The following is a 26,408-nucleotide window of genomic DNA, read 5'->3' as shown; positions in this document are numbered from 1 at the left end:
TAGGCGAGCGCCCCGCACCGGTTTCCGGCAGCCCGCCACGCGTGTCGGCGGTGCGGCGTCAGCCCAGGAGGAGACCGGCGGCCAGGACGGTCGCGCCGAGCAGCAGCAGCCACTCCACTTTTGTGAACCCGCGGCGGGCGACCTGACGGGTGCGCAGCAGCGTATAGCCGGCCGCGACACCGATGAGCAGCGACAGCAGATGGCCGACATTCGTGAAAGTCTGCCCGACCACCGCGCCTTCCACGGCGACCACGAACCAGCCGACGATCCAGGCGATCCGCCACGGCCTCGGCAACACCGCGACCAACGCACCGAGCACCGCCATCGCGCCGTAACTGATCCCGACGTCCTCTGCCCAGCCGATGCTCTGCGGCATCCATTCCGCGGTCACCGCGATCCAGAGCCCGACCGCGACGAGCAGCGTGGCACCGATATGACCCGCCAGGAAAATACGCACCAATTGCCCTGAACCGAACCGCAATTCGGCCAGCGCGAGCAGACAGGCGAGCAGCGGGAGGATGGTCAGCGCGACGGCCGCGTCACCGATCACGAACGCGCTGGCGAACAGCGTGCTGATATGCCCGTGCAACAGATTGTGCAGGTTCGTGCTGGTGTGCAGGATGACACCGGTCTGCGCGGATTCGCTCAACGCGGACAGCGCCACCGCGACCACAACGAGCCCCGCCAGATACCCGAGCGTCACCGGCAACGGGAGACGCCAACGACGCGAGGGTTTATCGGACTCGACCGAAACATGATCCGTCGACACACGATCGACAGATGTCGTCGCGGTGACCATGTCCACCTCCGTCTGGCTCGGCATCGGCGGCTCTCCACCACCCGATACCCATGATCTTTTCCCGCGCTCCGGGCGCGCTGCATGTTCCCTGTGAATACGCTGGGAGACTGGGAGCGGCGCATCCTTTCCTAGGGCCCGGCCGCGGGCGCGCTGGTATATCCCGAGTGCCCGGCGGCAGGCCCGAAACCGCTCACTAGCAATGCGATAGTCGGCGTAGGAAGCTGAATGTTTGCGCTGGCCACCCCGATTCGAGTCGGACAGGGTAGTTAGCGTCTAACTCTGAGCGAAATCCGGGTTCGCATCCTGCGTTTGTCGCTCAGAGTTAGACAACAATTATTACTCCCCCAGCCGATGGCACATTCACAGTTATCCTTGTGCGCATAGATTGGCTCCCGCACCCCCGAGGGTTGGCGCGGTCGGTTCCCGATCGGGAATTGTCTTTGTGCGCGTAGGTATTTGGCTTCGCACACCGTCCACCAACCGGGCACCCTGTACATCGAATGCGCGGTATACACACCGGGTGCGAGAACCAACAGTGCCGGTGACCGCGGGTCTCGACGGCAGCGAAAGGTCTATAAAATGACGAAAGCCCCCCAACAGTGTTGGGGGGCTTTCGTGAATGTATGTTCCGGCGGTGTCCTACTCTCCCACACCCTGTCGAGTGCAGTACCATCGGCGCTGGCAGGCTTAGCTTCCGGGTTCGGAATGGGACCGGGCGTTTCCCTACCGCTATGACCGCCGTAACTCTATGAAACTATCCACACCCACCCGAACCACCGGATGATCCCCGGGCTCGAAGGGTGTGCGTGTGTTGTTTCAGATACCGCACAGTGGACGCGTAGCTTCTTTGTTGGTAAGTCCTCGGCCTATTAGTACCAGTCACCTCCACCCATTACTGGGCTTCCAGTTCCGGCCTATCAACCCCATGGTCTGTAGGGGGCCTTAACCCATCAAGTGGGAGAGAAACCTCATCTTGGAACAGGCTTCCCGCTTAGATGCTTTCAGCGGTTATCCCTTCCGAACGTAGCTAACCAGCGGTGCCCTTGGCAGGACAACTGGCACACCAGAGGTTCGTCCGTCCCGGTCCTCTCGTACTAGGGACAGCCTTCCTCAAGTTTCTGACGCGCGCGGCGGATAGAGACCGAACTGTCTCACGACGTTCTAAACCCAGCTCGCGTGCCGCTTTAATGGGCGAACAGCCCAACCCTTGGGACCTACTCCAGCCCCAGGATGCGACGAGCCGACATCGAGGTGCCAAACCATCCCGTCGATATGGACTCTTGGGGAAGATCAGCCTGTTATCCCCGGGGTACCTTTTATCCGTTGAGCGACACCGCTTCCACATGCCGGTGCCGGATCACTAGTCCCGACTTTCGTCCCTGCTCGACCTGTCAGTCTCACAGTCAAGCTCCCTTGTGCACTTGCACTCGACACCTGATTGCCAACCAGGCTGAGGGAACCTTTGGGCGCCTCCGTTACATTTTAGGAGGCAACCGCCCCAGTTAAACTACCCACCAGGCACTGTCCCTGAACCAGATCATGGCCCGAGGTTAGAAGTCCAATACGACCAGAGTGGTATTTCAACGACGACTCCACGAACACTGGCGTGCCCGCTTCACAGTCTCCCACCTATCCTACACAAACCGTACCGAACACCAATACCAAGCTATAGTGAAGGTCCCGGGGTCTTTTCGTCCTGCCGCGCGTAACGAGCATCTTTACTCGTAATGCAATTTCGCCGAGTCTGTGGTTGAGACAGCAGAGAAGTCGTTACGCCATTCGTGCAGGTCGGAACTTACCCGACAAGGAATTTCGCTACCTTAGGATGGTTATAGTTACCACCGCCGTTTACCGGGGCTTAAATTCTCAGCTTCGCACCCAAAGGGCGCTAACCGGTCCTCTTAACCTTCCGGCACCGGGCAGGCGTCAGTCCGTATACATCGTCTTACGACTTCGCACGGACCTGTGTTTTTAGTAAACAGTCGCTTCTCTCTGGTCTCTGCGACCACCACCAGCTCAGGAAGCAAGTTCCGTCACCAGCGTTGGTCCCCCTTCTCCCGAAGTTACGGGGGCATTTTGCCGAGTTCCTTAACCACAGTTCTCTCGATCGCCTCGGTATTCTCTACCTGACCACCTGTGTCGGTTTGGGGTACGGGCCGTGTACCAACTCACTAGAGGCTTTTCTCGGCAGCATAGGATCACTGAATTCGCCTCAATCGGCTACGCATCACCTCTCAGGCTTGTGCGGCACGGATTTGCCTATGCCACGCCCTACAGGCTTACACCAGGTATTCCATCACCTGGCCCAGCTACCTTCCTGCGTCACCCCATCGCTTACCTACTACACCCAGGATCCCATGCAGCCACTTCCGGCCTCCCGAAGGAGGTCCATCCGCTTTTGGATGGTTAGCACAGATGATTCGATATTTGGCGCGGATACACGGGTACGGGAATATCAACCCGTTGTCCATCGACTACGCCTGTCGGCCTCGCCTTAGGTCCCGACTCACCCTGGGCGGATTAACCTGGCCCAGGAACCCTTGGTCATTCGGCGGACGAGTTTCTCACTCGTCTTTCGCTACTCATGCCTGCATTCTCACTCGCGCAGCCTCCACGACTAGGTCACCCCGCCGCTTCCCTGGCTACACGACGCTCCCCTACCCACCCAGACACCTGGCTCGAAAGCAGGTTCATGTCTGAGTGCCGCGGCTTCGGCGGTGTACTTGAGCCCCGCTACATTGTCGGCGCAGGATCACTTGACCAGTGAGCTATTACGCACTCTTTCAAGGGTGGCTGCTTCTAAGCCAACCTCCTGGTTGTCTTCGCGACCCCACATCCTTTTCCACTTAGTACACGCTTAGGGGCCTTAGCCGGCGATCTGGGCTGTTTCCCTCTCGACTACGAAGCTTATCCCCCGCAGTCTCACTGCCACGCTCTCACACACCGGCATTCGGAGTTTGGCTGACTTCGGTAAGCTTGTGGGCCCCCTAGGCCATCCAGTAGCTCTACCTCCAGTGTGAAACACGCAACGCTGCACCTAAATGCATTTCGGGGAGAACCAGCTATCACGGAGTTTGATTGGCCTTTCACCCCTACCCACAGCTCATCCCCTCAGTTTTCAACCTAAGTGGGTTCGGGCCTCCACGACGTCTTACCGTCGCTTCACCCTGGCCATGGGTAGATCACTCCGCTTCGGGTCCATAGTGTGCGACTGCGGCGCCCTATTCGGACTCGCTTTCGCTACGGCTCCCCCACACGGGTTAACCTCGCCACACACCGATGACTCGCAGGCTCATTCTTCAAAAGGCACGCCATCACCCCACCAAAGGAGGGCTCTGACGGATTGTAGGCGCACGGTTTCAGGTACTATTTCACTCCCCTCCCGGGGTACTTTTCACCTTTCCCTCACGGTACTAGTCCGCTATCGGTCACCAGGTAGTATTCAGGCTTATCGGGTGGTCCCGACAGATTCACAGCAGATTTCACGGGCCCGCTGCTACTCGGGAGTCATCCACACAAGCCGTCGCGTTTTCGTCTACAGGACTCTCACCCTCTACGGTTGGCCGTCCCAGACCAATTCGACTAACACAACGGTTTCTGACTTGCGCCCAACTCGGCAGAGTTAGGAAGAATGATCCCACGACCCCGGCCATGCAACGACTGCCGTCTATCACACATAACCGGTTTAGCCTCTTCCGCTTTCGCTCGCCACTACTCACGGAATCACTGTTGTTTTCTCTTCCTGTGGGTACTGAGATGTTTCACTTCCCCACGTTCCCTCCACACCACCTATATATTCAGTGGCGGGTGACACGACATCACTCGTGCCGGGTTTCCCCATTCGGAAATCCTCGGATCTCAGCTCGGTTGACAGCTCCCCGAGGCTTATCGCAGCCTCCTACGTCCTTCATCGGCTCCTGGTGCCAAGGCATCCACCGAACGCCCTTAAACACTTACAAACAAAGATGCTCGCGTCCACTGTGCAGTTCTCAAACAACACACAAGACCAACCCTCAACTCAGCACCCGACCCGGAAAACCGGCGGTATGACTGAAGAACCAGCCTCGTCGTTATCTCTTGCCTGGAAAGAACGCCTGTTCTTTCAGGACCCAACAGTGTGTCGACTACCTCCAGACCACAGGCCTGGCACATGTCAGCGTTCCACCCATGAGCACCACCGAGAAACACTCGTTCTCGTAATGGCTCTGCCAACGCGTCGCCACCTGTGTGACAACAACATTGGAGAATGCTCCTTAGAAAGGAGGTGATCCAGCCGCACCTTCCGGTACGGCTACCTTGTTACGACTTCGTCCCAATCGCCGATCCCACCTTCGACAGCTCCCTCCCACAAGGGGTTAGGCCACTGGCTTCGGGTGTTACCGACTTTCATGACGTGACGGGCGGTGTGTACAAGGCCCGGGAACGTATTCACCGCAGCGTTGCTGATCTGCGATTACTAGCGACTCCAACTTCACGGGGTCGAGTTGCAGACCCCGATCCGAACTGAGACCGGCTTTAAGGGATTCGCTCCACCTCACGGTATCGCAGCCCTCTGTACCGGCCATTGTAGCATGTGTGAAGCCCTGGACATAAGGGGCATGATGACTTGACGTCGTCCCCACCTTCCTCCGAGTTGACCCCGGCAGTCTCCTGCGAGTCCCCGGCATAATCCGCTGGCAACACAGGACAAGGGTTGCGCTCGTTGCGGGACTTAACCCAACATCTCACGACACGAGCTGACGACAGCCATGCACCACCTGTACACCAACCACAAGGGGGGCGACATCTCTGCCGCTTTCTGGTGTATGTCAAACCCAGGTAAGGTTCTTCGCGTTGCATCGAATTAATCCACATGCTCCGCCGCTTGTGCGGGCCCCCGTCAATTCCTTTGAGTTTTAGCCTTGCGGCCGTACTCCCCAGGCGGGGCGCTTAATGCGTTAGCTACGGCACGGATCCCGTGGAAGGAAACCCACACCTAGCGCCCACCGTTTACGGCGTGGACTACCAGGGTATCTAATCCTGTTCGCTACCCACGCTTTCGCTTCTCAGCGTCAGTTACTGCCCAGAGACCCGCCTTCGCCACCGGTGTTCCTCCTGATATCTGCGCATTTCACCGCTACACCAGGAATTCCAGTCTCCCCTGCAGTACTCAAGCCTGCCCGTATCGACCGCAAGCGCACAGTTGAGCTGTGAGTTTTCACGATCGACGCGACAAGCCGCCTACAAGCTCTTTACGCCCAGTAATTCCGGACAACGCTCGCACCCTACGTATTACCGCGGCTGCTGGCACGTAGTTGGCCGGTGCTTCTTCTACAGGTACCGTCACTTCCGCTTCGTCCCTGTCGAAAGAGGTTTACAACCCGAAGGCCGTCATCCCTCACGCGGCGTCGCTGCATCAGGCTTCCGCCCATTGTGCAATATTCCCCACTGCTGCCTCCCGTAGGAGTCTGGGCCGTGTCTCAGTCCCAGTGTGGCCGGTCGCCCTCTCAGGCCGGCTACCCGTCGTCGCCTTGGTAGGCCATTACCCCACCAACAAGCTGATAGGCCGCGGGCCCATCCTGTACCGATAAATCTTTCCACCCCAAACCATGCAGTCCGAGGTCATATCCGGTATTAGACCCAGTTTCCCAGGCTTATCCCGAAGTACAGGGCAGATCACCCACGTGTTACTCACCCGTTCGCCGCTCGTGTACCCCGAAGGGCCTTACCGCTCGACTTGCATGTGTTAAGCACGCCGCCAGCGTTCGTCCTGAGCCAGGATCAAACTCTCCGTTGAAGACTCACAATCACACCCCCACAGGAGTGCAATCAAAAGTATCTCGAACCAGAGTCCGAAAACCTAACTTAAACGCCAGCCGGAAATTAGCTGACAAAAAATGTCCATCCCTCACACGGGGGTATGAGGAACAGAACCAAAAATATTTGGCACTGACATTCATCGACACACTATTGAGTTCTCAAAGAACACACGCACACACCATCACTCAAGGTTTAACTCGATTGATCGGTGAGGCAACTTTTCCAGCTTAGCTCAGACGCAATCCCAGTTGCAAACTGGGGTCTCGATCTGAACCAGTGTGATCGTCAGGCGCTCCTCGTCCTACCTCGTTTCCCAGGCCGTTCGGCTCCGGGTCGGTGTCCGTGTCGCTCTGACTCGATAAAAGTTACGTTGCTCCAGACGCGATGTCAAATCGCCTGGTCAAGAACGGTTTTCGGCTCACCGTCGAGGAGCCGATGCCCAAACCGCCCGAATATCAAGATCAATCCGGCGCGCCGACCCGTTCGACCTGACCGCCCAACGCCTGTAGTTGCTCCACGAATTTCGGGTAACCCCTATCGATGTGGAACACGTCGTGCACCTCGGTTGTTCCATCGGCGACCAGACCGGCGAGTACCAAACCGGCGCCCGCCCGAATATCCGACGACCACACCGGCGCGCTCGACAGCCGGGGAATACCGCGCACCACCGCGTGATGCCCATCGGTGCGCGCATCGGCGCCGAGCCGAATCATCTCCTCCACGAACCGGAACCGGGCCTCGAAGATGTTCTCGGTGATCATCGACGTGCCGTCGGAGATCGCCGCCAGGCCGATGGCCATCGGCTGCAGATCCGTCGGGAAACCCGGAAACGGCAGGGTCGAGAAGTTCACCGCACGCGGCCGATCCGCCTGCACCACCCGAAAACCGTCCTGCTCGAACGAGATTCGCGCACCGGCGGACCGCAGCTTGTCCAACACCAGCGAGAGATGCTTCGGGTTGACCCCGGTGACGCGCACATCGCCCTGGGTCATCGCCGCGGCGATCCCCCACGTCGCCGCAACGATCCGATCACCGATCACCCGATGCGTCGTCGGATGCAACCGCTCGACGCCCTGAATGGTCAGCACCGAGGTGCCCGCGCCGCTGACCTTGGCGCCCATGCTCACCAGCATGTTGCACAGGTCGACGATGTCGGGTTCGCGGGCGGCATTGTCCAGCACCGTCTCCCCCTCGGCGAGCACCGCCGCCATCAGGATGTTCTCGGTCGCGCCGACCGAAGGAAAGTCGAGCCGGATCCGCGCGCCCTGCAGCTCGTCGGCGCGGGCGACCACGCAGCCGTGCTCGATCTCGCTGGTCGCGCCGAGTAGCCGCAGACCGGCCTGATGCATATCGAGCGGACGCGAACCGATCGCATCACCGCCGGGCAGCGCGACAACGGCGCGCTTACACCGCGCCATCAGCGGACCGAGCACACACACCGACGCACGGAACTGCGTGACGGCGGGGAAATCGGCGTGATACTTCGGTTCCGCGGGAGTCGTGATGGTGACCACGCCGCTATCGATCGTGACATCGCAGCCGAGGCCCCGCAGGACGTCGGCCATCAGCGGCACATCGAGGATGTCCGGGCAGTTCGTGATGGTGGTTGTGCCCTCGGCGAGGAGAGCCGCGGCCATCAGCTTGAGGACGCTGTTCTTAGCTCCCCCGACCGTGACCTCACCGACGAGCCGATTCCCGCCAGTAACCAAAAACCGTTCCATGCCGCCTCTCCGCGTATTGGCGCACCGTTGCGTGCAAGGATAGTTGGGACGCGTCTCGCGAGTACGCGTGCCGGGCCAGTTGCCCCTAGGTCACGTGACAGTCATCGCATCCATGACCTACCCAGGCCTGCCCGAGTCAGTCGCCGGATTCGGGATTTGCCTGATCACCGCCGGGTTTCCAGAGCACATCGCCGTCCGGATTGGCTACCCGGCCGAGGATGAAAAGCAAGTCGGACAGTCGGTTCAGATATTTCGCCGGCAGCACGCCGGTGTCGTCGGGATACGCCTCGATGGCGGCCCACGCCGAACGTTCCGCCCGTCGCGCCACCGTCCGCGCGGTGTGCAACAGCGCGGCAAGCGGGGTACCGCCCGGCAGAATGAACGAATTCAACGCGGGCAGTTCGGCATTGAACTCATCGCACCACGCCTCCAGCCGATCGATATACGGCTGGGTGATCCGCAGCGGCGGATACTTCGGTTCCGCGACAACAGGTGTCGACAGGTCGGCGCCCACATCGAACAGATCGTTCTGCACCTGCCGCAGCACCGCGAGAATCCGCTCGTCCGGCTGCCCGAGCGTGACGGCGACCCCGATCGCCGCATTGGTTTCATCGCAGTCGGCGTATGCGACCAGGCGCGGATCGTTCTTCGACACCCGGGAGAAATCGTTGAGACCGGTCGTACCGTCGTCGCCGGTACGGGTATAGATGCGCGTCAGATGCACACTCACACCGCAACCCTAATGGGCGCGGTCGACGAAGCCGACCCCAGCCCGCGCATGGCCGGAACGAAATCGGAGGCGATTTTCACCAGCACTCAGCGCAGGCGACGAGTGCGGTCGGACGGACGGGACTCCACCCAGGAAAGAAATGCGGCAAGCGACCCGCGATCCAGGGCCAGCTCGAAACTGCCGTCGCTGTCGGAGACCGCGATGACCGCGATCTCATCGGTCATGATGTCGTACTCGTCGCCGCGCGGACCGCGCCGATCACCGATCTCGATGCCTTGACGACGAATCGAGGAATCCGGTCCCAGCTTCAGACTCGACAATTTGTAGAAGACCAAACGGTCCTCGTCATAACGAATCAGGCCGTGCCGCCAGCCCTGACCACCCTTGGCCGGTAATACCCGCAGAATGGCGGCTGTCCCGCCGCGGCGCAGCATGATCAGGCGGTAGGTCGATGCCAGCGCCAGGAAAACGAGCAGCAACACCAGAATGATCAGCAGAACCATCCCGGTTTGCAATGCCGTTCGTCCCTTCGCTCCGCCGCCGTGCACTCGACGCCATGTTCAAGTCATTCAACCACGTCACGAGTTTACAAACGGTACGGCCATGTCTTTCAACTAACGCGGCGCGGATACAGGACTGCCGGCGGTGCGCACCGCCGGCAGTCCGAACCGTTATTCGCTTGTGCCGCTTGGCATGCCCGGGCGTTACCCGGGACGCCCTCAGGCGTTCGCCGTCTGCTCGACCGCGCGCACCCTGGCCTGGGCCGCCAGCTGCTCCTCCTCGGAGGCGCTGGCGTCGGCCAGCACCTGGCGGGCCGCCTCGACATCCACCTCATCGGCGAATTCCGCCGACTCGGCCAGAATGCGGACCGAGGTCGCGGTCACCGAGAAGAATCCGCCGTGCACCGCGGCGACGATCCGATCGCCCTCGGCCGGAACAATATTCACGATGCCGCCCTCGACCAGCTGACCGAGCAGCGGCTCGTGGCCGGGCATGATGCCGATCTGACCCTCGGTGGTCTGCGCGCTGACGAACGTCGCCTGACCCGACCAGAGCAACCGCTCGATCGCGACCAGATCAACTGACATTTCCGCCATCGGTGACTACTTTCCGGCGATCTTCTTCGCGGCCGCCTCGACGTCGTCGAGACCACCGCAGGAGTTGAACGCCTGCTCCGGCAGGTGGTCGAACTCGCCCTTGCAGACCCGGTCGAAGTCGTCGATGGTCTGCTCCAGCGGAACCACCGAACCCTTCTGGCCGGTGAACTTCTCGGCGACGATGAAGTTCTGGCCGAGGAACTTCTCCAGGCGACGGGCGCGGCCGACGAGGACCTTGTCCTCCTCGGAGAGCTCGTCCATGCCGAGGATGGCGATGATGTCCTGAAGTTCCTTGTACTTCTGCAGGATTCGCTTCACCTCGTTGGCCACCGCGAAGTGCCGGTCGCCGACGATCGAGGCCTCCAGGATGCGGGAGGTCGAGGTCAGCGGGTCGACGGCGGGGTAGATGCCCTTCTGCGAGATCGGGCGGGAAAGCTCGGTCGTCGCGTCGAGGTGGGCGAAGGTGGTCGCCGGGGCCGGGTCGGTGTAGTCGTCGGCGGGCACGTAGATGGCCTGCAGCGAGGTGATGGACCGACCACGGGTCGAGGTGATGCGCTCCTGCAGCTCACCCATCTCGTCGGCCAGCGTCGGCTGGTAACCGACGGCCGACGGCATGCGGCCGAGCAGGGTCGACACCTCGGAACCGGCCTGGGTGAACCGGAAGATGTTGTCGATGAACAGCAGCACGTCCTGGTGCTGCACGTCGCGGAAGTACTCGGCCATGGTGAGGGCCGAGAGGGCGACGCGCATACGGGTGCCCGGCGGCTCGTCCATCTGGCCGAAGACGAGGGCGGTGTCCTGGAGCACGCCCATCTCTTCCATTTCCAGGTGCAGGTCGGTGCCCTCACGGGTGCGCTCGCCGACACCGGCGAACACCGAGGTGCCGGAGAACTCACGCGCGATACGGGTGATCATCTCCTGGATGAGCACGGTCTTGCCGACACCGGCGCCACCGAACAGGCCGATCTTGCCGCCCTTCACGTACGGGGTCAGCAGGTCGATGACCTTGATGCCGGTCTCCAGCAGCTCGGTCTTACCCTCGAGCTGGTCGAAGCTCGGCGGCTTGCGGTGGATGCCCCACTGCTCGCCGTCGCGACCCAGACCCGGAGAGTCCAGGCACTCGCCGAGCGCGTTGAACACGTGGCCCTTGACCAAGTCACCGACCGGCACCGAGATCGGCTTGCCGGTGTCGGTGACGGTGGCGCCACGCACCAGGCCGTCGGTCGGCTGCATCGAGATGGTGCGCACGATGTTGTCGCCGAGGTGCTGGGCGACCTCGAGGGTCAGTGTCTTGGCCACCGAGGGCAGGGTGATCTCGGCGTGCAGAGCGTTGAACAGCTCAGGGATGGAGCCCCGAGGGAATTCGACGTCCACGACGGGGCCGATGACTCGGGCGACGCGCCCTGCGGATGCGCCGGTCCGACTCGTGTTGTCTTGAGTGACAGCTGCGGTCATTGAATGTTCTCTTCCTGCGCCTAGTCGCGGTCCGAGCTCGAAGCCAGCGCGTTGACGCCGCCGACGATTTCGCTGATTTCCTGCGTGATCTGGGCCTGACGCACCGTATTCGCCTGCCGGGTAAGCACACTGGCCAATTCGTTGGCGTTATCGGTGGCGGCCTTCATTGCGGTGCGCCGAGCCGCGGACTCGGATGCCGCTGCGTCGAGCAACGACGCGTAGATACGCGTGTTGATGTACTTGGGCAGCAGCGCCGCCAGCAGCACATCGGCGTCGGGCTCGAATTCGTACTGCGCCTGCAGTTCCGCCGTCGGCGAATCGGACACGAAGTCCTCGCCGAGATCGAAGTTCTCGTCGACGAAGCTCACCTGGATCGGGGCCAGGCGGCGCACCTCGGGGGTCTGCGTCAGCATCGACACGAAACGCGTGTAGACGATGTGCAGTTCGTCGACGCCCTCGATGGTCCCGGCGCCGTTGGGCGCGGGCACCTCGCCGTCGGAACCCGCCATGAAGCTGTCCACCAGGTGGTGGCAGGCGGCGGAGGCGTCGGTGTACTTCGGCTGCTGCGAGAAACCGGTCCACGCCGAGGCGGGCGGGCGGTTGCGGAAGGTGTAGTACGTGAGGCCCTTGTTGCCCATCACGTACACCACCGGTTCCTTGCCCTCGTGCCGCAGCGTGGTCATCAGCTCCTCGGCCCGCTTGAGCACGTTGGAGTTGTAACCACCGCACATGCCGCCGTCGCTGGTGATGACCAGCACGGCGGCCCGGCGCGGGTTCGGGCGCTCGGTGAGCAGCGGATGCGACAGGCTCTGCGAGGCACTGGCCAGTTCGCCGAGCACCTTGGTGATCTCGACGGCGTACGGCTTGGCGGCCGCAACCCTGGCCTGCGCCTTGGAGATTCGCGAGGTCGCGATGAGCTCTTGGGCCTTGGTGATCTTCTTGATCGAGTTCACACCACGGATGCGGGAGCGCAATTCACGCAAGCTTGGCACGGTTCACCCTCCCTTCAAGCATCGAATAACGCATCGGTCGACCCCGCTCTTACTTCTCGACGTGCTTGCGGGTGACCGACAGCGACTCGACCTCTTCGTGTGCGAGCTCACCGGCGGCGGGCTCGTTCACGACGCGGCTGCCGTCGGAAGCCAGGAAGCCCTGCTTGAACCGGTCGGTGGCGGCCTTGATCTGGTCGGCGGCCTCGTCGGCCAGCGGCTTGGCGCCACCGGCGATCGACTCGAAGGCCTGCGGCACCTGGCGGTGCAGATCCTCGAGCAGCTCCGAGTTGAAGCGACGGATGTCGGCGACCGGAACCGAGTCGTAGTAGCCGGCGTCGACCAGGTAGATGGAGACGACCTGATCCTCGACCGGGACCGGCGAGTACTGGTCCTGCTTGAGCAGCTCGGTCCAGCGCGCACCGCGCTCCAGCTGGGCCAGCGAGGCGGCGTCCAGGTCGGAGGCGAAGGCGGAGAACGCCTCCAGCTCGCGGTACTGCGCCATTTCCAGACGCAGGGTGCCCGCGACCTTCTTCATGGCCTTGGTCTGCGCGGCGCCACCGACGCGGGAAACCGAGGTACCGACGTTGATCGCCGGGCGGACACCCTTGTTGAACAGGTCGGACTCGAGGAAGACCTGACCGTCGGTGATCGAGATGACGTTGGTCGGGATGAACGCCGAGATGTCGTTGGCCTTGGTCTCGATGATCGGCAGACCCGTCATCGAGCCCGCGCCCATCTCGTCGGACAGCTTGGCGCAGCGCTCGAGCAGCCGCGAGTGCAGGTAGAACACGTCACCCGGGTACGCCTCGCGGCCCGGCGGGCGGCGCAGCAGCAGCGAGATGGCGCGGTAGGCCTCGGCCTGCTTGGTCAGATCGTCGAACACGATCAGCACGTGCTTGCCCTGGTACATCCAGTGCTGGCCGATCGCCGAACCGGTGTACGGCGCAAGCCATTTGAAGCCGGCCGAATCCGAGGCGGGGGCCGCGACGATGGTGGTGTACTCCATCGCGCCGTGCGCCTCCAGCGCGGACTTGACGCCCGCGATGGTGGAACCCTTCTGACCGATGGCGACGTAGATGCAGCGCATCTGACGCTTGGGGTCGCCCGACTCCCAGGCCGCCTTCTGGTTCAGGATGGCGTCGATGCAGACCGCGGTCTTACCGGTCTTGCGGTCGCCGATGATCAGCTGACGCTGACCGCGACCGATCGCGGTGAGCGCGTCGATGGCGGTGATGCCGGTGGCCATCGGCTCCTCGACCGGCTGACGCTGCAGCACGGTGGCGGCCTGCAGCTCCAGGACGCGCTGCTCCTCGGCCTCGATCTCGCCGAGGCCGTCGATGGGCTGGCCGAGCGGGTTCACCACGCGGCCCAGGAACTTGTCGCCGACCGGGACCGAGAGCACGTCACCCGTACGACGGACCTCCTGGCCTTCCTCGATCTCGGCGAACTCGCCGAGGATGACCGCACCGATCTCGCGGTCCTCGAGGTTCAGCGCGACGCCGAGCACACCGCCCGGGAATTCGAGCAGCTCGTTGGCCATCGCCGAGGGCAGGCCGGAGACGTGCGCGATGCCGTCGCTGGTGTCGGTGACGACACCGACTTCTTCGATGGAGGTCTCGGGGGTGTAGCTCTGGGTGTAGCTCTCGATCGCGCTACGGATCTCGTCGGAGGAGATCGTCAGCTCCGCCATGTTCTTCCTGCTCTCGCTGTGTGGGTCTCGAATGTCGGGGGTGGCGCTCGGTTACGCCAGTTCGCGGCGCAGCCGCTCCAGTCGGCCGGTGGCGCTGCCGTCGATCACGTCGTCGCCGATGTGCACGACCAGCCCGCTCAGCAACTCGGGGTCGGTCTGCACGTGGACCGTGATCTGCTTGCCGTAGATGCGCTGCAGCGAGGTGGCAAGCCGCTCCCGCTGCTGCTGCGTCAATGGAACCGCGGCGCGCACATGCGCGACGATCTGATCGCGGCGGGCCGCCGCCAGATCGGACAGTTGCTCGAAGGCCAGGCCGACGCTGCTGCGCAACCTGCTGACCACCTGTTCCGCGAGGGTCCGGGTGATCGGCTCGGTCTTGCCCGCGAGCAGCCGCGCGATCAGGTCACGCTTGGCCGCCGCGGGCTTGCCCCGATCCGAGAGCGCCTGCTCCAGCTGCGGGTTGTCGTCGAGGATCCGGCCGAGCCGGAACAGCTCGTCCTCCACCGCGTCCAGCCGACCGCTGTCGGCGGCCGACTCCAGCAGTGCCTCCTGGCCGAGCAACACCAGGGTGTCGACCAGATCCGAGGTGCGCGACCAGTTCTGGGCCACCGCGGTGGTCAGCACCGCCAGGGTGGCAGCGCTGACCTTGCCGCCGAAGACCCGTTCGCTGAGCTCGGCGCGCGCCGAGCCCGGCACCGACACGTCCGCGAGCGCAACACGCAGCGAACGTTGGTCGTCCAGGACGGAGACAACGGCGAACAGTTCCGACCCTGTCGTGGCCGCAACACTGTCGCTTCCGGTCAGAGCGGCCCGAAGCGCCTCCCGTGACCGGGAGCGTGCCTCACGGCTCGCTGCGTACATGCTTCTCACTTTCGCGTCGCTACCTTCCGACCCCGATGCCGGCATTGGTCTGATCGAGCTCCGTCAGGAACTTCTCGATCGAGGCCGCCTGCTTGGCTTCGTCCGAAACCGATTGGCCGATAATCTTTTCCGCCAAATCTACGGCCGTACGGCCGACTTCGGAACGCAGTTCGGTCAGGATCTGCTGCCGCTGGGCCTCCAGCTGGGCGTGACCGGCGGCGACGATGCGGTCGCTCTCGGCCTGGGCGTCCGCGCGCATCTGCGCGAGGATCTGCTGGCCCTGGAGTCGCGCGTCCTCGCGGATCTTCGCGGCCTCGAGCCGGGCGTCGGCCAACTGCTGCTGGTACTGCTGCAGCGTGAGCTGGGCTTCTTCCTGCGCGGCCTCGGCCCGCTGGATACCGCCCTCGATCTTGTCGGCACGTTCGTCGAGCGTCTTCATCAGACGCGGAATCACGTACTTGTAGAAAACAGCCGCGATAATCGCGACGCAGACGATCGACCAGACGATGTCATACGTTTCGGGGAGAAGGGGATTCACATCCTCACCCTTATCCGCCGCGAGCATGGTGATCTCGTACATCGGAATCAGAAAATGAAGCCGGCGACGAGACCGATGAGGGCGAGGGCCTCGGTGAACGCGATACCGAGGAACATGTTGGTGCGGATGGTGCCCTGCAGCTCCGGCTGACGCGCGAAGCCCTCGATGGCCTTACCGACGACGATGCCGACGCCGATGCCCGGGCCGATGGCGGCCAGACCGTAGCCGATGGCGCCATAGCCCTTGATCTTGTCGCTGTTGGAGGCGGCTTCCTGGGCCAGGTACGCGAGGCTCATGAGTCTTCTTTCCCTTTCTGTTGCTCACCCGCCGGGCGGCGCGGTGTAGCAGGTATCCGGTAGTTGTGCGGTCAGGTCAGTGCGAATCTGCGTGTTGTGCGAGTCCGATGTACACGGCGGTCAGCAGGGCGAACACGTACGCCTGCAGGAAAATGACCAGCATCTCGAACATCGTGAACCCGAATCCCGCCAGCAGCGAGAACGGCGAGAAGACCTTCATCCAGGATGTCGCGTCGAACAGGAAGAACCAGGTGGCGCTGAAGAACAGCACCAGCATGATATGTCCGGCCAGCATATTCGCCATGAGTCGGACCGTCAGCGTGAAGGGGCGCAGGATGAAGGTCGAGAGGAACTCGATCGGAATCAGCAACACGTGAAACGCGGGCGGAACGTCGGGAACAACGACGCTGCTACGCATGTACTTGACGAAGCCGTACTTCTTGATACCCACGTAGTTGAACGCCAGGTACGCGATCACGGCCAGCACCAGCGGCATGCCGATTCGGGCATTCGACGAGATGTTCAGGAACGGAATGATGCTGGAGAAGTTCAGAAAGAGAACCGTAAAGAAGATCGTCGCGATCAACGGGAAGAACTTGCGACCGGCCTCCTTACCGAGCACCTCGTCGCAGATCTGTTCCTTCACGAACACCAAACCGGATTCGGCGATGTTCTGCAGCCCACGCGGGACGATGCGGGGATTTCGGAATGCCAAGACCATCACGATCAGCAGCACCGCCGACATCACGATCCGGATCAGCATCAATCGATCGAGTTCGAACGGCGTTCCCTCGAACAGCACAGCTGGAGGGAAGAAGTCGGTAAGCGACGGCGCGTGGAACTCGCCCGCCATAGTGGTGACGCTCAGCGTTCTCTCCCGTGTTCGGGCCGCGGGTACGGTCATTCCCGCGGTTCGATCGGACATTGACGATCAATTTGGGTCGACTCAGGTCGGCTCGAAATTCGTCATTCGCTGTGCGGTGAACCCGCCGCTGGCGTCTGTACGTGTGTCGGCGACATCGTCGACATGCAGAACCGGAGCCCCGAAACCAGGGCGGCCGGCACGGCAGTAAGCATAGCGGCCATCAGCGCGATCTTTGCGATCGCCCCTCACTTGGTCGCTTGCTTACCAACACTTTACCAAGTTATCTACGACAACGTGTAGGTGGGTGGGGTAATCCCAGCACAGGACCCCTCAATCGGCAACGCGGTCGCCCGATTCGGGGGCGGGATCCGGCACCGTCACGTACGGAACCTTCTGCCGCACAACGCCGAACGTCTCCGCGCCGAGCACGATCAACAGTGCGCCGATCACCGTGAGGAACAGCGCGACCCGGTTGTAGAAATCGAAGTGGTTCAGGATCGCGACGACCACCAGCACCACCAGGATCTTGCCGACCCAGCTCACCAGCATCACCAAACCGGCGGTGCTCGGCGGCAATTTCGCGCCGAACAACACCACCGCGACGGTGGTCAGAATGAATCCGCCGCCGATCGCCGCACCGAGCAGCGCACCCCACAAACCGGGCAAACCGGCTGCAGCGGCACCGATCACGGTGGCGAGCACGACCAGCACCGCCAACCCGATCAACCCATAGCGCAGCGCGGCGCGCAGCGGTGCGTCGGGACCGGCAACGGGTTTGATCGGTGAATTCACGATGCCCGACTTTACCTGGACGGCTGTTCCTCCCGTGCGGCCTCCCCACGCCGCAGACCCGGTATAGCGGTCACCACCAGCGCGAACACCAATCCACCCGCAACCAGCAGCACCACCAGCTGCCAGTGCATCAGCGAGGTGCCCACCGCACCGAATGCGAGCACGCCGACCCACAAATAGATGAGCAACACCACGCGCCGCTGTGAATGTCCGATCTGTAGCAGTCTGTGATGAAGATGCATTTTGTCCGGAGTGGAGAAGCTGACCCCGCCCGCACCCGCCGAATGATCGCCAGCACCAGATCCAGCACCGGAATAAACATCACCGCACCGACCAGCAACAGCGGCGAGAGCAGACCGACAATGTCGCGGGTGCCGTAACCCTGCAACGGAATTCGCCCCGAGGAACCGGTCGACACCGCGGCGAGCACCAGGCCGATGAGCATCGAGCCGGAATCGCCCATGAATATTCGAGCCGGTGAGAAATTGTGCGGCAGAAACCCGAGACAGGCGCCAGCCAGCGCGGCGGCCAGCAGTGCGGGCGGATACGTATCGACCGATCCGCCCTGTTCATAAAGCAATCCGACGACGAATACGAAAACCGCGGCGGCACAAATCAACCCGAGCCCGGCGGCCAGACCGTCCAGACCGTCCACGAAATTCATCGCGTTGATCAAGGTGACGGTGATCGCAACGGTGACGAGACCACCCTGCAACGCATCCAACGAGACCGTGCTGTTGGTGAAGGGGTTGTAGATGTTGTACCAGCTCAGACCCATCATCGCCATGACGCCGGCCGCGGTGACCTGCCCGGCGAACTTGGTGAGCGCGTCCAGGCCCCAGCGATCGTCGACGATGCCGACCAGCACGATGAGCGTCGCCGCCACCAGCACCGCCCGGATGTCGGGACGATAGTCGAATCCCCTTCGCAGCGCAGGCAACTGGTGTGCAAAAAGGATCGCGGCCACCAGGCCGATATACATGCCCGAGCCGCCCATCCGCGGAATCGGTTTGGTGTGCACATCGCGCTCACGCGGTATCGCGACCGCGCCGAAGGCAATTGCGATGACCCGAATCCCGCCGGTCGCCAGGAAGGTGACCGTTGCCGAAATCAACAGCACGAGCATCAATTCGCGCAGTGGAACTACCGAGCTCCAGCCGATCGATCCGATGATCTCGCCTCCGATTGTCAGATGGGCCATACCCTCACCGCGACGCCGTCGGCGCGAGTGATTCCGGGGACATGCCGAGTACCTCGGCGACCTGCGCGATGGATACCGCGCCCTCGCGCAGGATGCGCGGTTCGTCGGAGGTCAGGTCGACGATGGTGGAGGCTACGGCGTGGGCGGCGGGGCCGCCGTCGAGGTAGACGTCGACGAGGTCGCCGAGCTGATCGCGGGCCTCGGCCGAGGTCTTCGCGGGCGGTTGTCCGGAGACGTTGGCGCTCGACACCGCGAGCGGGCCCACCTCGCGCAGCAGTTCCAGTGCTACCGGGTGCAGCGGCATCCGCAGCATCACCGTGCCTCGGGTGTCGCCGAGATCCCAGGCCAGCGAAGGCGCTTGCTGCACAACGAGACTCAGGCCGCCCGGCCAGAACGCGCGGATCAGCTCGCGGGCCTGCGGGCGCACCGAGAACACCAGCCCGTCGATGGTGTTCCAGGAACCGACCAGCACCGGCACCGGCATATCCCGGCCGCGGCGCTTGGCCGCGAGCAACGAACTCACCGCGGACGAGTCGAAGGCGTCGGCCGCCAGTCCGTACAGCGTGTCGGTGGGCAGCACGACCAGCCGCCCGGATTTCAGCGCACTGGTGGCCGCGGTCAATCCGGCGGCGCGCGAATCGAGATCCGCGCAGTCGTAGACGGTACTCACGGCCACCATCCTGTCACGGGTTCCCGATCCGCCCACCATCCCCCAGGGTGGTTGTCCATCCGTCAATCCAATGGTTTCCGGGCTTCGGCGGACAATTCGGACGGCTCATCCCCGGGTCGCGGCGACGAAGCGCGGCTTTCCGGCCAGATCGGGATGCTCGACGACGTCGACGAAGCGACCGCCGTCGGCGAGCAGCGCGGCCACGCCGGAGCCGTTGGTGTCGTCGTGTTCGATGGCTGTCGCGCCACCGGGGCGCAGCAGGCGCGCGATGGTCGGGATCATCGGCCGGATCACGTCGAGGCCGTCCGGGCCACCGAATAGGGCTCGATGCGGATCATGTTCGGCCACTTCGGGTTCCAGCACCGCGCCGACCGGAATATAGGGCGGATTCGAGAGCACGATGTCCACCCGCCCGTCGAGTGCGGACAGCAGATGCGGGGCGGTGACGTCGTCGGCGTGCAGTGTGATCGCGGTATCCCCCGCCGCGATCCGCGCGTCGGCATTGCGTCGCGCCCACCGCAGCGCGGCCGGATCCAGTTCCACCGCATGGACTTCCGCATCCGGCCTGGCATGCGCGACGGCCAGTGCCAGCGCACCCGACCCGGTGCACAGATCGACGACCACCGGCGCGTGGTCGTGCGGCAATGTCGCCAATTGCGCCAGCGCCCAGGCGAATAGGAGTTCGGTCTCCGGCCGCGGCACGAAAACACCTGGGCCGACCGCGAGTTCGATATCCCCCATGGCCGCGACGCCGATCAGGTGCTGTAACGGAATCCGTTGTGCGCGTTGGTCGATCAACCCACGGAACCGGTCGAGCAGCTCCGGCTCGACCATCGGCACCAGAGCCAGCCTGCCCCGCTGCACACCGAGCAGATGGGCGGCGAGCTGTTCGGCGTCGGCGCGCGGACTCGGCACGCCCGCCGCCGCCAGTTTCGCGGCGGCCTCGTTGATGGCCGGACGCAGCGCTTGCCGGGTCATGCCGTCGGTATCACTCGGCGGCCATGCGGGCCTCGCGGTCCGCCTTGCCGAGCGCGTCGAGCAGCGCGTCCATATCGCCGTCGAGCACCGCGTCCAGGTTGTGCGCCTTGAAACCGATGCGGTGATCGGTGATGCGGTTCTCCGGGAAGTTGTAGGTGCGGATGCGCTCGGAACGGTCGACCGTGCGGATCTGGCTGGCCCGGCCCGCGGCGGCCTCCTGCTCGGCCTGCTCCTCGGCCAATGCCTGCAGCCTTGCGGCGAGCACCTGCATTGCGCGCATCTTGTTCTGTAGCTGGGAACGTTCGTTCTGGCAGGTCACCACGATGCCGGAGGGTAGGTGGGTGATGCGGACGGCCGAGTCGGTGGTGTTGACGCCCTGTCCGCCCTTACCGGAGGAGCGGTAGACGTCGACGCGCAGATCGGACTCGTCGATCTGCACCTCTTCCACCTCATCCGGTTCGGGGTAGATGAGCACGCCCGCGGCGGAGGTGTGGATGCGGCCCTGCGATTCGGTCACCGGGACGCGCTGTACCCGGTGCACGCCGCCCTCGAATTTGAATCGCGACCACACGCCGTCGCGGGCCGCGTCGCGACTCTTGATCGAGAGCGTGGCCTCCTTGTATCCGCCTAGGTCGGAGACGGTGGCATCGAGGATTTCCACCTTCCAGCCGTGCCGCTCGGCATAGCGGACGTACATGCGGGCCAGATCGGCCGCGAACAGCGCCGATTCCTCGCCGCCCTCACCGGATTTCACCTCGAGTACGACATCGTCGCCGTCGTGTGGATCGCGCGGGGCCAGCAGGTCGGCCAGGGCCTGTTCGAGTTCGTCGACCTGGCGCTGCAATTCGGGCACCTCGGCGGCGAAGGCGGAGTCCTCGGAGGCGAGTTCCCGGGCGGTGGCCAGGTCGCCGCGGGCGGATTCGAGTTTGTTGTAGGTCGCCATGACGGGGGCGAGCTCGGCGAACCGCTTGCCCGCCCGGCGCGCGGCGCCCGCATCGTTGTGTAGCGACGGATCGGCCAGCTGTGCTTCCAGGCCCTGATATTCGGCCAGCACATCGTCGATGGCGGACGGTTGCGTCACTTGTGGTGCTCCCTCTTGATTTCCGTGATTCGTGCGGAAGGTCCGTCATTCCGGCCCAGACCGGAATTCACAGAAAAACACCGACGCCCGGCCTGCTTGGCAGGACCGGGCGTCGGCGCGGAAGCTACTTGGCGTCGGCCTTCTTGGCGGCGCGCTTGCCGTAGCGGGCCTCGAAGCGGGCCACGCGACCACCGGTGTCCAGGATCTTCTGCTTGCCCGTGTAGAACGGGTGGCACTGCGAGCAGACCTCGACGGTGATGTGTCCCGACTCCTTGGTGCTGCGAGTCTGGAAGGTGTTGCCGCAACCACAGACGACCGTGGTCTCGACATACGCCGGATGGATTCCTGCCTTCATGGGTGTCCTCTCGATATTGGTCGCCGGGTCGCCCTCGCGTATTTCGCCAGGACGTGAACCGGAACCGACTTAGGCGGGAGGTCTGCTCAGCGGAGCAGACGCAACGACCGTTCAGTATGCCAGACCAGCCGTTACGCACCCAAAACGCCCCCGGTGAGTAGTTTGTTCCCGCCCGGCGCGCCGCGGTATCCGCGCACTACTCGCGCCGGTCGGCGCGGCCGTCCGCGATCAGCGCTGCGGTGCGCGCCACCCGCCCCGGCCGAATCCTCGCAAACGAGACCGGCACGGCGAATCGGCACACCCCAAAGAAGTCCGGGCACGCGCCTTCGGCGTGCTCGAGCAACCCTGAAGTCGGGTAGTCCGCTACTCGTGTACACGAACAGCGACGTTCGTAGATTTGTTTCACATACGGATTCCGGCGCGAATCCGACAGGAATACGGGCAGCACACCGGCGTGCCGAGACAGAAGGGAGAAATCATGACCACCCGAGTCGCCGCGGCGATCTTCATCGGCCTGATTCTCACTGTCGCGGTCGGCTGGCTGACCGCACCGAGGCACCCTACGGCGCATCTCGGCCCGGCCGTTGTGAACTATGCCCAGGCGCAAGGCTTTTCGATGCCGAGCGGCGCGGAGGGGACGCCGCTCGGCATCGTCGCCGGCTTCATGGTCGCCGGGGCGGCGGTCATCGGCGTCGTCTTCTTCGCCCCGAGAACGCCGAGGGGACCCGGCCTACGCGAGATCCCTTCGGCCGCGCGGCAGATGCTCGAACGCATCCGACGCGATCTCGCCGACCTGAATTGGGAAATCGAGATTGTTCTCGGAATTCTGCATGAGCAGATTTATCGCCTGCTGGAAATGCCGACAGGACAGTATTTCATACGCCTCGCATGCCGCCCTTGACCGTCACTTCCGGCCCTTTCCTCGGCCGAATAACCGGTCGTAGACGGCTGGTCGCTCGCGAGTGGCTCGAGTGGCGGCACCCCGCCACTCGCGAGCGGCACTCACTCGTCGATCGCTCCCGGCGCGGTCTTGGAGACCTGCATCAGGAATTCGAGGTTGTTCTTGGACTTCTTCAAACGGTCGATGAGCAGATCGATCGCCTGGTGAGAATCCAGGCCGGACAGTACGCGCCGCAACTTGTGCAGCACCGCGGCCTCGTCAGGGCTGAGCAGCAACTCGTCCTTACGAGTACCGGACGGGTTGACGTCCACCGCCGGGAACACTCGCCGCTCCGCGATCTTGCGGTCCAGCTTGAGTTCGGCGTTACCGGTGCCCTTGAACTCCTCGAAGATCACCGTGTCACCGGTCGAACCGGTCTCCACCATGGCGGTGGCGATGATCGTCAGCGAACCACCGTTCTCGATATTGCGCGCCGCGCCGAGGAATCGCTTCGGCGGGTAGAGCGCGGTCGAGTCGACACCACCGGACAGGATGCGACCGGAAGCCGGCGACGAGTTGTTGTACGCGCGACCCAGTCGAGTGATCGAATCCAGCAGCACCACAACGTCTTTGCCCATCTCGACGAGCCGCTTGGCGCGCTCGATGGCCAATTCGGCGACCGAGGTGTGATCTGACGGCGGGCGGTCGAAGGTCGAGGCGATGACCTCGCCCTTCACCGAACGCTGCATATCGGTGACCTCTTCGGGACGCTCGTCGACCAGCACCACCATCAGGTAGCACTCGGGGTTGTTCACCGCGATAGCGTTCGCGATGTCCTGCATGATCGTCGTCTTACCGGCCTTCGGCGGCGAAACGATCAGCGCACGCTGCCCCTTACCGATCGGCATGATCAGATCGATCACGCGCGTGGTCAGCTTGTTCTGCTGGGTCTCCAGCCGCAGGCGCTGGTTCGGGTACAGCGGGGTGAGCTTGCTGAAGTCCGGCCGCCGCTTGGCCGCCTCGGCATCACCGCCGTTGACCGTGTCCAACCGCACCAGCGGATCGAACTTCTGCCGCTGATTGCTCTGGTCGCCCTCGCGCGGCGCGCGCACTGCGCCGGTGATCGCGTCACCGCGGCGCAGGCCGTTCTTGCGGACCAGGTTCATCGAGACGTAGACGTCGTTCGGCCCGGCCAGGTAGCCCGAGGTGCGGACGAACGCGTAGTTGTCCAGCACGTCGAGGATGCCCGCCACCGGCTGCAGCACATCGTCCTCGCGGATCTCCAACTCGCGGGCCTCGCCGCCGCCACCGCCGCCATCGCGGTCGCGACCACGACGACGTTCCCGGAACCGGCGACCCCGCCGTCCGCGACCGCCCTCGTCCTCGTCACCGCCGCGGTCGCGATCCCGGTCGCGGTCGCCGCCGCGGCTGCCGTCACCGTTGCGCGTGCTCTCGCTGGTGCGGGCGCCATCGCTGTTGCGTGCGCCGTTGCGCTCGCCCTGCTGATTGCGGTCGCCCTGCTGATTGCGATCGCGGCGACGCTCGCCCTGCTCGTCCTGCTTGGGCTCGTCACCCGCGGTAGGGGTGTTCTCCCCACCGGAACGCGTCTGCGCCTGATCCCGGCCGCGGCGCTGGCGGCCCCGACCGCGCTGACCCGCATCACGACCGGACTCCTCGCCGGTCTCGGCCGCGGGGGCGGTGTCGGTGGAACCCGGATTCGCGGGAGCGGAATTCGCCGCCGCGGCTTCGGTCTTCGCGGCGGGCTCGGCCGTCTTCGCCGGTGCCGCAGCCGCTTTCGCCGGCGCGGGGTCCGCGACGGGCGTCACGTCGAGGGTGGCTTGCTCACCACGGGCCTCGGACTTGGCGGGCGCCTCCGTCGACGCCTTCGCCTCGGACTTCCCGGCGGGCTCGGCCTTCACGGGCTTGGCGTCCGCCTTGGCGGCGGGCTTTCCGGCCTGGTTCTCCTTGATGGCGGCGATCAAATCACCCTTGCGCATACCGGAAGTGCCTCGAATACCGAGCTCTCCCGCGAGCGCGCGCAACTGCGGCAACAACATTCCAGTCAGCCCCGATCGTGCGACGTCGGTCCGTTCGCTCATCTTAGAAATCTGTCCGGAGTCACTTTCGCGGCTGCCCGTAGGGTTCGAATCCACCCCGGGTGTCGCGAGCAGGTCCGTATCTGTCACGGAAATCCTTTCCTTCCCTCGACCGCCGTGTGCTAATTCGAGGGGTCAGTCCCGCAGTCCGGGCACTGTGCCGGACTCGGTTTATCGCCGTATCACCTGCCCCGCCGGACCGGCGGCTTCGCCACCGGTTCTGAAAGGTGGGAGAGATCATTCCAGTTGCGCAGCTACGCAGTTACCCCCATGGCCTGGAGGCTCGAGCCTGGAGCCTGCTGGAGCGATTGCCCTGATGAAGCACCGGCGTCTGATGCGCACGATGTACGGACTCGCTCAGGATAGCTGGCACAAGGGAAACTCGGCAAGGCAGACTCGCCGCCGCGGTGCGAGTGACGTGCCACGAAGGTGGCGGCGCGGCGGACGAGCCGGGTGGAGGCCGCTCCGCGCAGGTCACGATGGGTGTGCGCGGTCCGCGGCGGGTACCGCCGATCAAACGCTGCCGACCTGGACGCCGTCGGCGACCCCCGGTTCGAGCACGCGCATGCCCTCCGCCACCGCGAGTTCGCCCAATTCGGTAGGGAATTCGCCGGTGCAGAGCGCGAGCACGGTCGGGCCCGCACCCGAGACGGTGGCCGGAATGCCCGCCGCACGCAACCGCTCGATCCAGGCCGTGGTCAGCGGCAACGCGGGTGCGCGCTGCGCCTGGTGCAGCCGGTCGGCCGTCGCGGGCATCAGCAGATCGGGACGCTCGGTGAGCGCGACCACGGCCAGCGCGGCCCGGCTGACGTTGAACGCGGCATCGCCGTGCGGCACCACCTCCGGCAGCAGCCCGCGGGTGTGCGCGGTGGCCGACCGCTCCTCCGGAATCAACACCACTGGACGCAGCGACGGATGCGGCTCCAGCCGAACCGCCCGGTAGATCCGGCCGTGGTCGGGTACCGCGATAGCGCCGCCGAAGTCGGCCGCCCGGTCGGTTTCGGTCCAGGACACCACGATTCCGCCGAGCACGCTGGCCGCGGCATTATCCGGATGACCCTCGAATTCGGCGGCCAACTGCACCAACCGGTCGGCGTCGACGGCGTCGGCCGTCGAATCCGCTTTGGTGGCAAGGGCGCAGCCCGCGGCCAGCCCGCCGACCACCGCCGAGGCCGACGAACCGAGACCCCGTGAATGCGGAATCGCGTTGCGGCACACCACATCGAGTCCATCGGCCCAGACACCCGCGGCCTCCAGGCCGCGCTCGATCGCGCGAACCACGAGATGCGAAGGGCCCCAAGGCACATCGTCGGCGCCCTCACCCTCGACCCGGACGGTGAGCCCGGAATCGGTGGTGCGCACCTCGATTTCGTCGTACAGGCCCAAAGCCATGCCGAGCGAATCGAATCCGGGGCCGAGATTGGCGGTGGACGCGGGAACTCGTGCGATGACACCGATTCCGGCGGGCAGCGGCGTCGTGACGCCGGTTCCCCGCTCGCGCATATGAGATTC

20 protein-coding genes, 3 rRNA genes and 1 pseudogene are annotated in these 26,408 nt (G+C 64.0%); 1 reads left to right on the top strand and 23 read right to left on the bottom strand.

Annotation, left to right across the window (positions count from 1 at the left end; genetic code table 11):
* Positions 1 to 58: 58 nt before the first annotated feature.
* The 21 genes and pseudogenes from F5544_RS07645 to rpmE form a co-directional block, all read right to left on the bottom strand.
* Positions 59 to 823, bottom strand: a complete 765-nt coding sequence (locus tag F5544_RS07645; RefSeq protein ID WP_238847139.1) for a rhomboid-like protein — start codon at positions 821 to 823, stop codon at positions 59 to 61.
* Positions 824 to 1,425: 602 nt separating this feature from the next.
* Positions 1,426 to 1,542: ribosomal RNA gene (gene rrf, locus F5544_RS07640) — 5S ribosomal RNA — on the bottom strand.
* A 106-nt stretch (positions 1,543 to 1,648) separates the two neighbouring features.
* A 23S ribosomal RNA gene (locus F5544_RS07635) occupies positions 1,649 to 4,758 on the bottom strand.
* A 298-nt stretch (positions 4,759 to 5,056) separates the two neighbouring features.
* A 16S ribosomal RNA gene (locus F5544_RS07630) occupies positions 5,057 to 6,575 on the bottom strand.
* Together the 16S, 23S and 5S rRNA genes form the textbook arrangement of a ribosomal RNA operon.
* Before the next feature lie 484 nt (positions 6,576 to 7,059).
* Positions 7,060 to 8,319 carry a UDP-N-acetylglucosamine 1-carboxyvinyltransferase gene (murA, locus tag F5544_RS07625; RefSeq protein WP_167472529.1) on the bottom strand — a complete coding sequence of 420 codons (1,260 nt, stop codon included), beginning with the start codon at positions 8,317 to 8,319 and terminating at the stop codon, positions 7,060 to 7,062.
* A gap of 136 nt (positions 8,320 to 8,455) precedes the next feature.
* Positions 8,456 to 9,049 (bottom strand): cob(I)yrinic acid a,c-diamide adenosyltransferase, encoded by a 594-nt coding sequence (locus tag F5544_RS07620; RefSeq protein ID WP_167472528.1) that lies wholly within the window; start codon positions 9,047 to 9,049, stop codon positions 8,456 to 8,458.
* A gap of 86 nt (positions 9,050 to 9,135) precedes the next feature.
* Positions 9,136 to 9,552: a DUF2550 domain-containing protein gene (locus tag F5544_RS07615; protein ID WP_174867572.1), complete on the bottom strand. Its 417-nt coding sequence runs from the start codon at positions 9,550 to 9,552 to the stop codon at positions 9,136 to 9,138.
* A 216-nt stretch (positions 9,553 to 9,768) separates the two neighbouring features.
* Positions 9,769 to 10,146: a F0F1 ATP synthase subunit epsilon gene (locus F5544_RS07610; RefSeq protein WP_167472527.1), complete on the bottom strand. Its 378-nt coding sequence runs from the start codon at positions 10,144 to 10,146 to the stop codon at positions 9,769 to 9,771.
* 6 nt (positions 10,147 to 10,152) lie between these two features.
* On the bottom strand, positions 10,153 to 11,601 hold the full coding sequence (gene atpD, locus F5544_RS07605; RefSeq protein ID WP_167472526.1) for a F0F1 ATP synthase subunit beta: 1,449 nt from the start codon (positions 11,599 to 11,601) through the stop codon (positions 10,153 to 10,155).
* A 20-nt stretch (positions 11,602 to 11,621) separates the two neighbouring features.
* Positions 11,622 to 12,593 (bottom strand): F0F1 ATP synthase subunit gamma, encoded by a 972-nt coding sequence (locus tag F5544_RS07600; RefSeq protein WP_167472525.1) that lies wholly within the window; start codon positions 12,591 to 12,593, stop codon positions 11,622 to 11,624.
* Positions 12,594 to 12,642: 49 nt separating this feature from the next.
* The gene (gene atpA, locus F5544_RS07595) at positions 12,643 to 14,283 is read right to left on the bottom strand and encodes a F0F1 ATP synthase subunit alpha (RefSeq protein ID WP_167472524.1); all 1,641 of its coding nucleotides are present in this window, start codon (positions 14,281 to 14,283) and stop codon (positions 12,643 to 12,645) included.
* Positions 14,284 to 14,334: 51 nt separating this feature from the next.
* Entirely contained in the window at positions 14,335 to 15,144 is an 810-nt protein-coding gene (locus tag F5544_RS07590; protein ID WP_167472523.1) for a F0F1 ATP synthase subunit delta, read from the bottom strand.
* 19 nt (positions 15,145 to 15,163) lie between these two features.
* A complete protein-coding gene (locus F5544_RS07585) occupies positions 15,164 to 15,724 on the bottom strand; it encodes a F0F1 ATP synthase subunit B (protein ID WP_167472522.1) in 561 nt (186 codons plus the stop codon).
* A gap of 5 nt (positions 15,725 to 15,729) precedes the next feature.
* A complete protein-coding gene (locus F5544_RS07580) occupies positions 15,730 to 15,978 on the bottom strand; it encodes an ATP synthase F0 subunit C (protein WP_167472521.1) in 249 nt (82 codons plus the stop codon).
* Positions 15,979 to 16,054: 76 nt separating this feature from the next.
* A complete protein-coding gene (gene atpB / locus F5544_RS07575; RefSeq protein WP_174867293.1) occupies positions 16,055 to 16,831 on the bottom strand; it encodes a F0F1 ATP synthase subunit A in 777 nt (258 codons plus the stop codon).
* Between the two features lie 342 nt (positions 16,832 to 17,173).
* Positions 17,174 to 17,635, bottom strand: a complete 462-nt coding sequence (locus F5544_RS07565) for a hypothetical protein (protein ID WP_167472519.1) — start codon at positions 17,633 to 17,635, stop codon at positions 17,174 to 17,176.
* 11 nt (positions 17,636 to 17,646) lie between these two features.
* Positions 17,647 to 18,836, bottom strand: a pseudogene (locus F5544_RS07560) (glycosyltransferase family 4 protein).
* 4 nt (positions 18,837 to 18,840) lie between these two features.
* Complete coding sequence (locus F5544_RS07555; protein ID WP_167472518.1) at positions 18,841 to 19,506, bottom strand: L-threonylcarbamoyladenylate synthase; 666 nt, start codon at positions 19,504 to 19,506, stop codon at positions 18,841 to 18,843.
* A gap of 105 nt (positions 19,507 to 19,611) precedes the next feature.
* Positions 19,612 to 20,484 (bottom strand): peptide chain release factor N(5)-glutamine methyltransferase, encoded by an 873-nt coding sequence (prmC, locus tag F5544_RS07550; protein ID WP_167472517.1) that lies wholly within the window; start codon positions 20,482 to 20,484, stop codon positions 19,612 to 19,614.
* Positions 20,485 to 20,494: 10 nt separating this feature from the next.
* The gene (gene prfA / locus F5544_RS07545) at positions 20,495 to 21,565 is read right to left on the bottom strand and encodes a peptide chain release factor 1 (protein WP_167472516.1); all 1,071 of its coding nucleotides are present in this window, start codon (positions 21,563 to 21,565) and stop codon (positions 20,495 to 20,497) included.
* Positions 21,566 to 21,689: 124 nt separating this feature from the next.
* On the bottom strand, positions 21,690 to 21,920 hold the full coding sequence (gene rpmE / locus F5544_RS07540) for a 50S ribosomal protein L31 (RefSeq protein ID WP_167472515.1): 231 nt from the start codon (positions 21,918 to 21,920) through the stop codon (positions 21,690 to 21,692).
* Between the two features lie 478 nt (positions 21,921 to 22,398).
* Between rpmE and F5544_RS07535 the strand changes: the two genes are divergently transcribed.
* On the top strand, positions 22,399 to 22,821 hold the full coding sequence (locus tag F5544_RS07535) for a hypothetical protein (protein ID WP_167472514.1): 423 nt from the start codon (positions 22,399 to 22,401) through the stop codon (positions 22,819 to 22,821).
* 101 nt (positions 22,822 to 22,922) lie between these two features.
* Here the strand turns inward: F5544_RS07535 and rho are convergent, their stop codons facing one another.
* Both rho and thrB read right to left on the bottom strand, forming a co-directional pair.
* Positions 22,923 to 24,986 (bottom strand): transcription termination factor Rho, encoded by a 2,064-nt coding sequence (gene rho, locus F5544_RS07530; RefSeq protein WP_194252465.1) that lies wholly within the window; start codon positions 24,984 to 24,986, stop codon positions 22,923 to 22,925.
* Between the two features lie 423 nt (positions 24,987 to 25,409).
* Positions 25,410 to 26,399 (bottom strand): homoserine kinase, encoded by a 990-nt coding sequence (gene thrB / locus F5544_RS07525; protein WP_167472512.1) that lies wholly within the window; start codon positions 26,397 to 26,399, stop codon positions 25,410 to 25,412.
* Positions 26,400 to 26,408 lie beyond the last annotated feature (9 nt).

Origin of the sequence: Nocardia arthritidis (assembly GCF_011801145.1) — a bacterium.
GTDB classification, from domain to species: Bacteria; Actinomycetota; Actinomycetes; order Mycobacteriales; family Mycobacteriaceae; genus Nocardia; species Nocardia arthritidis_A.
This window is presented reverse-complemented; position numbering and strand designations above follow the sequence as displayed.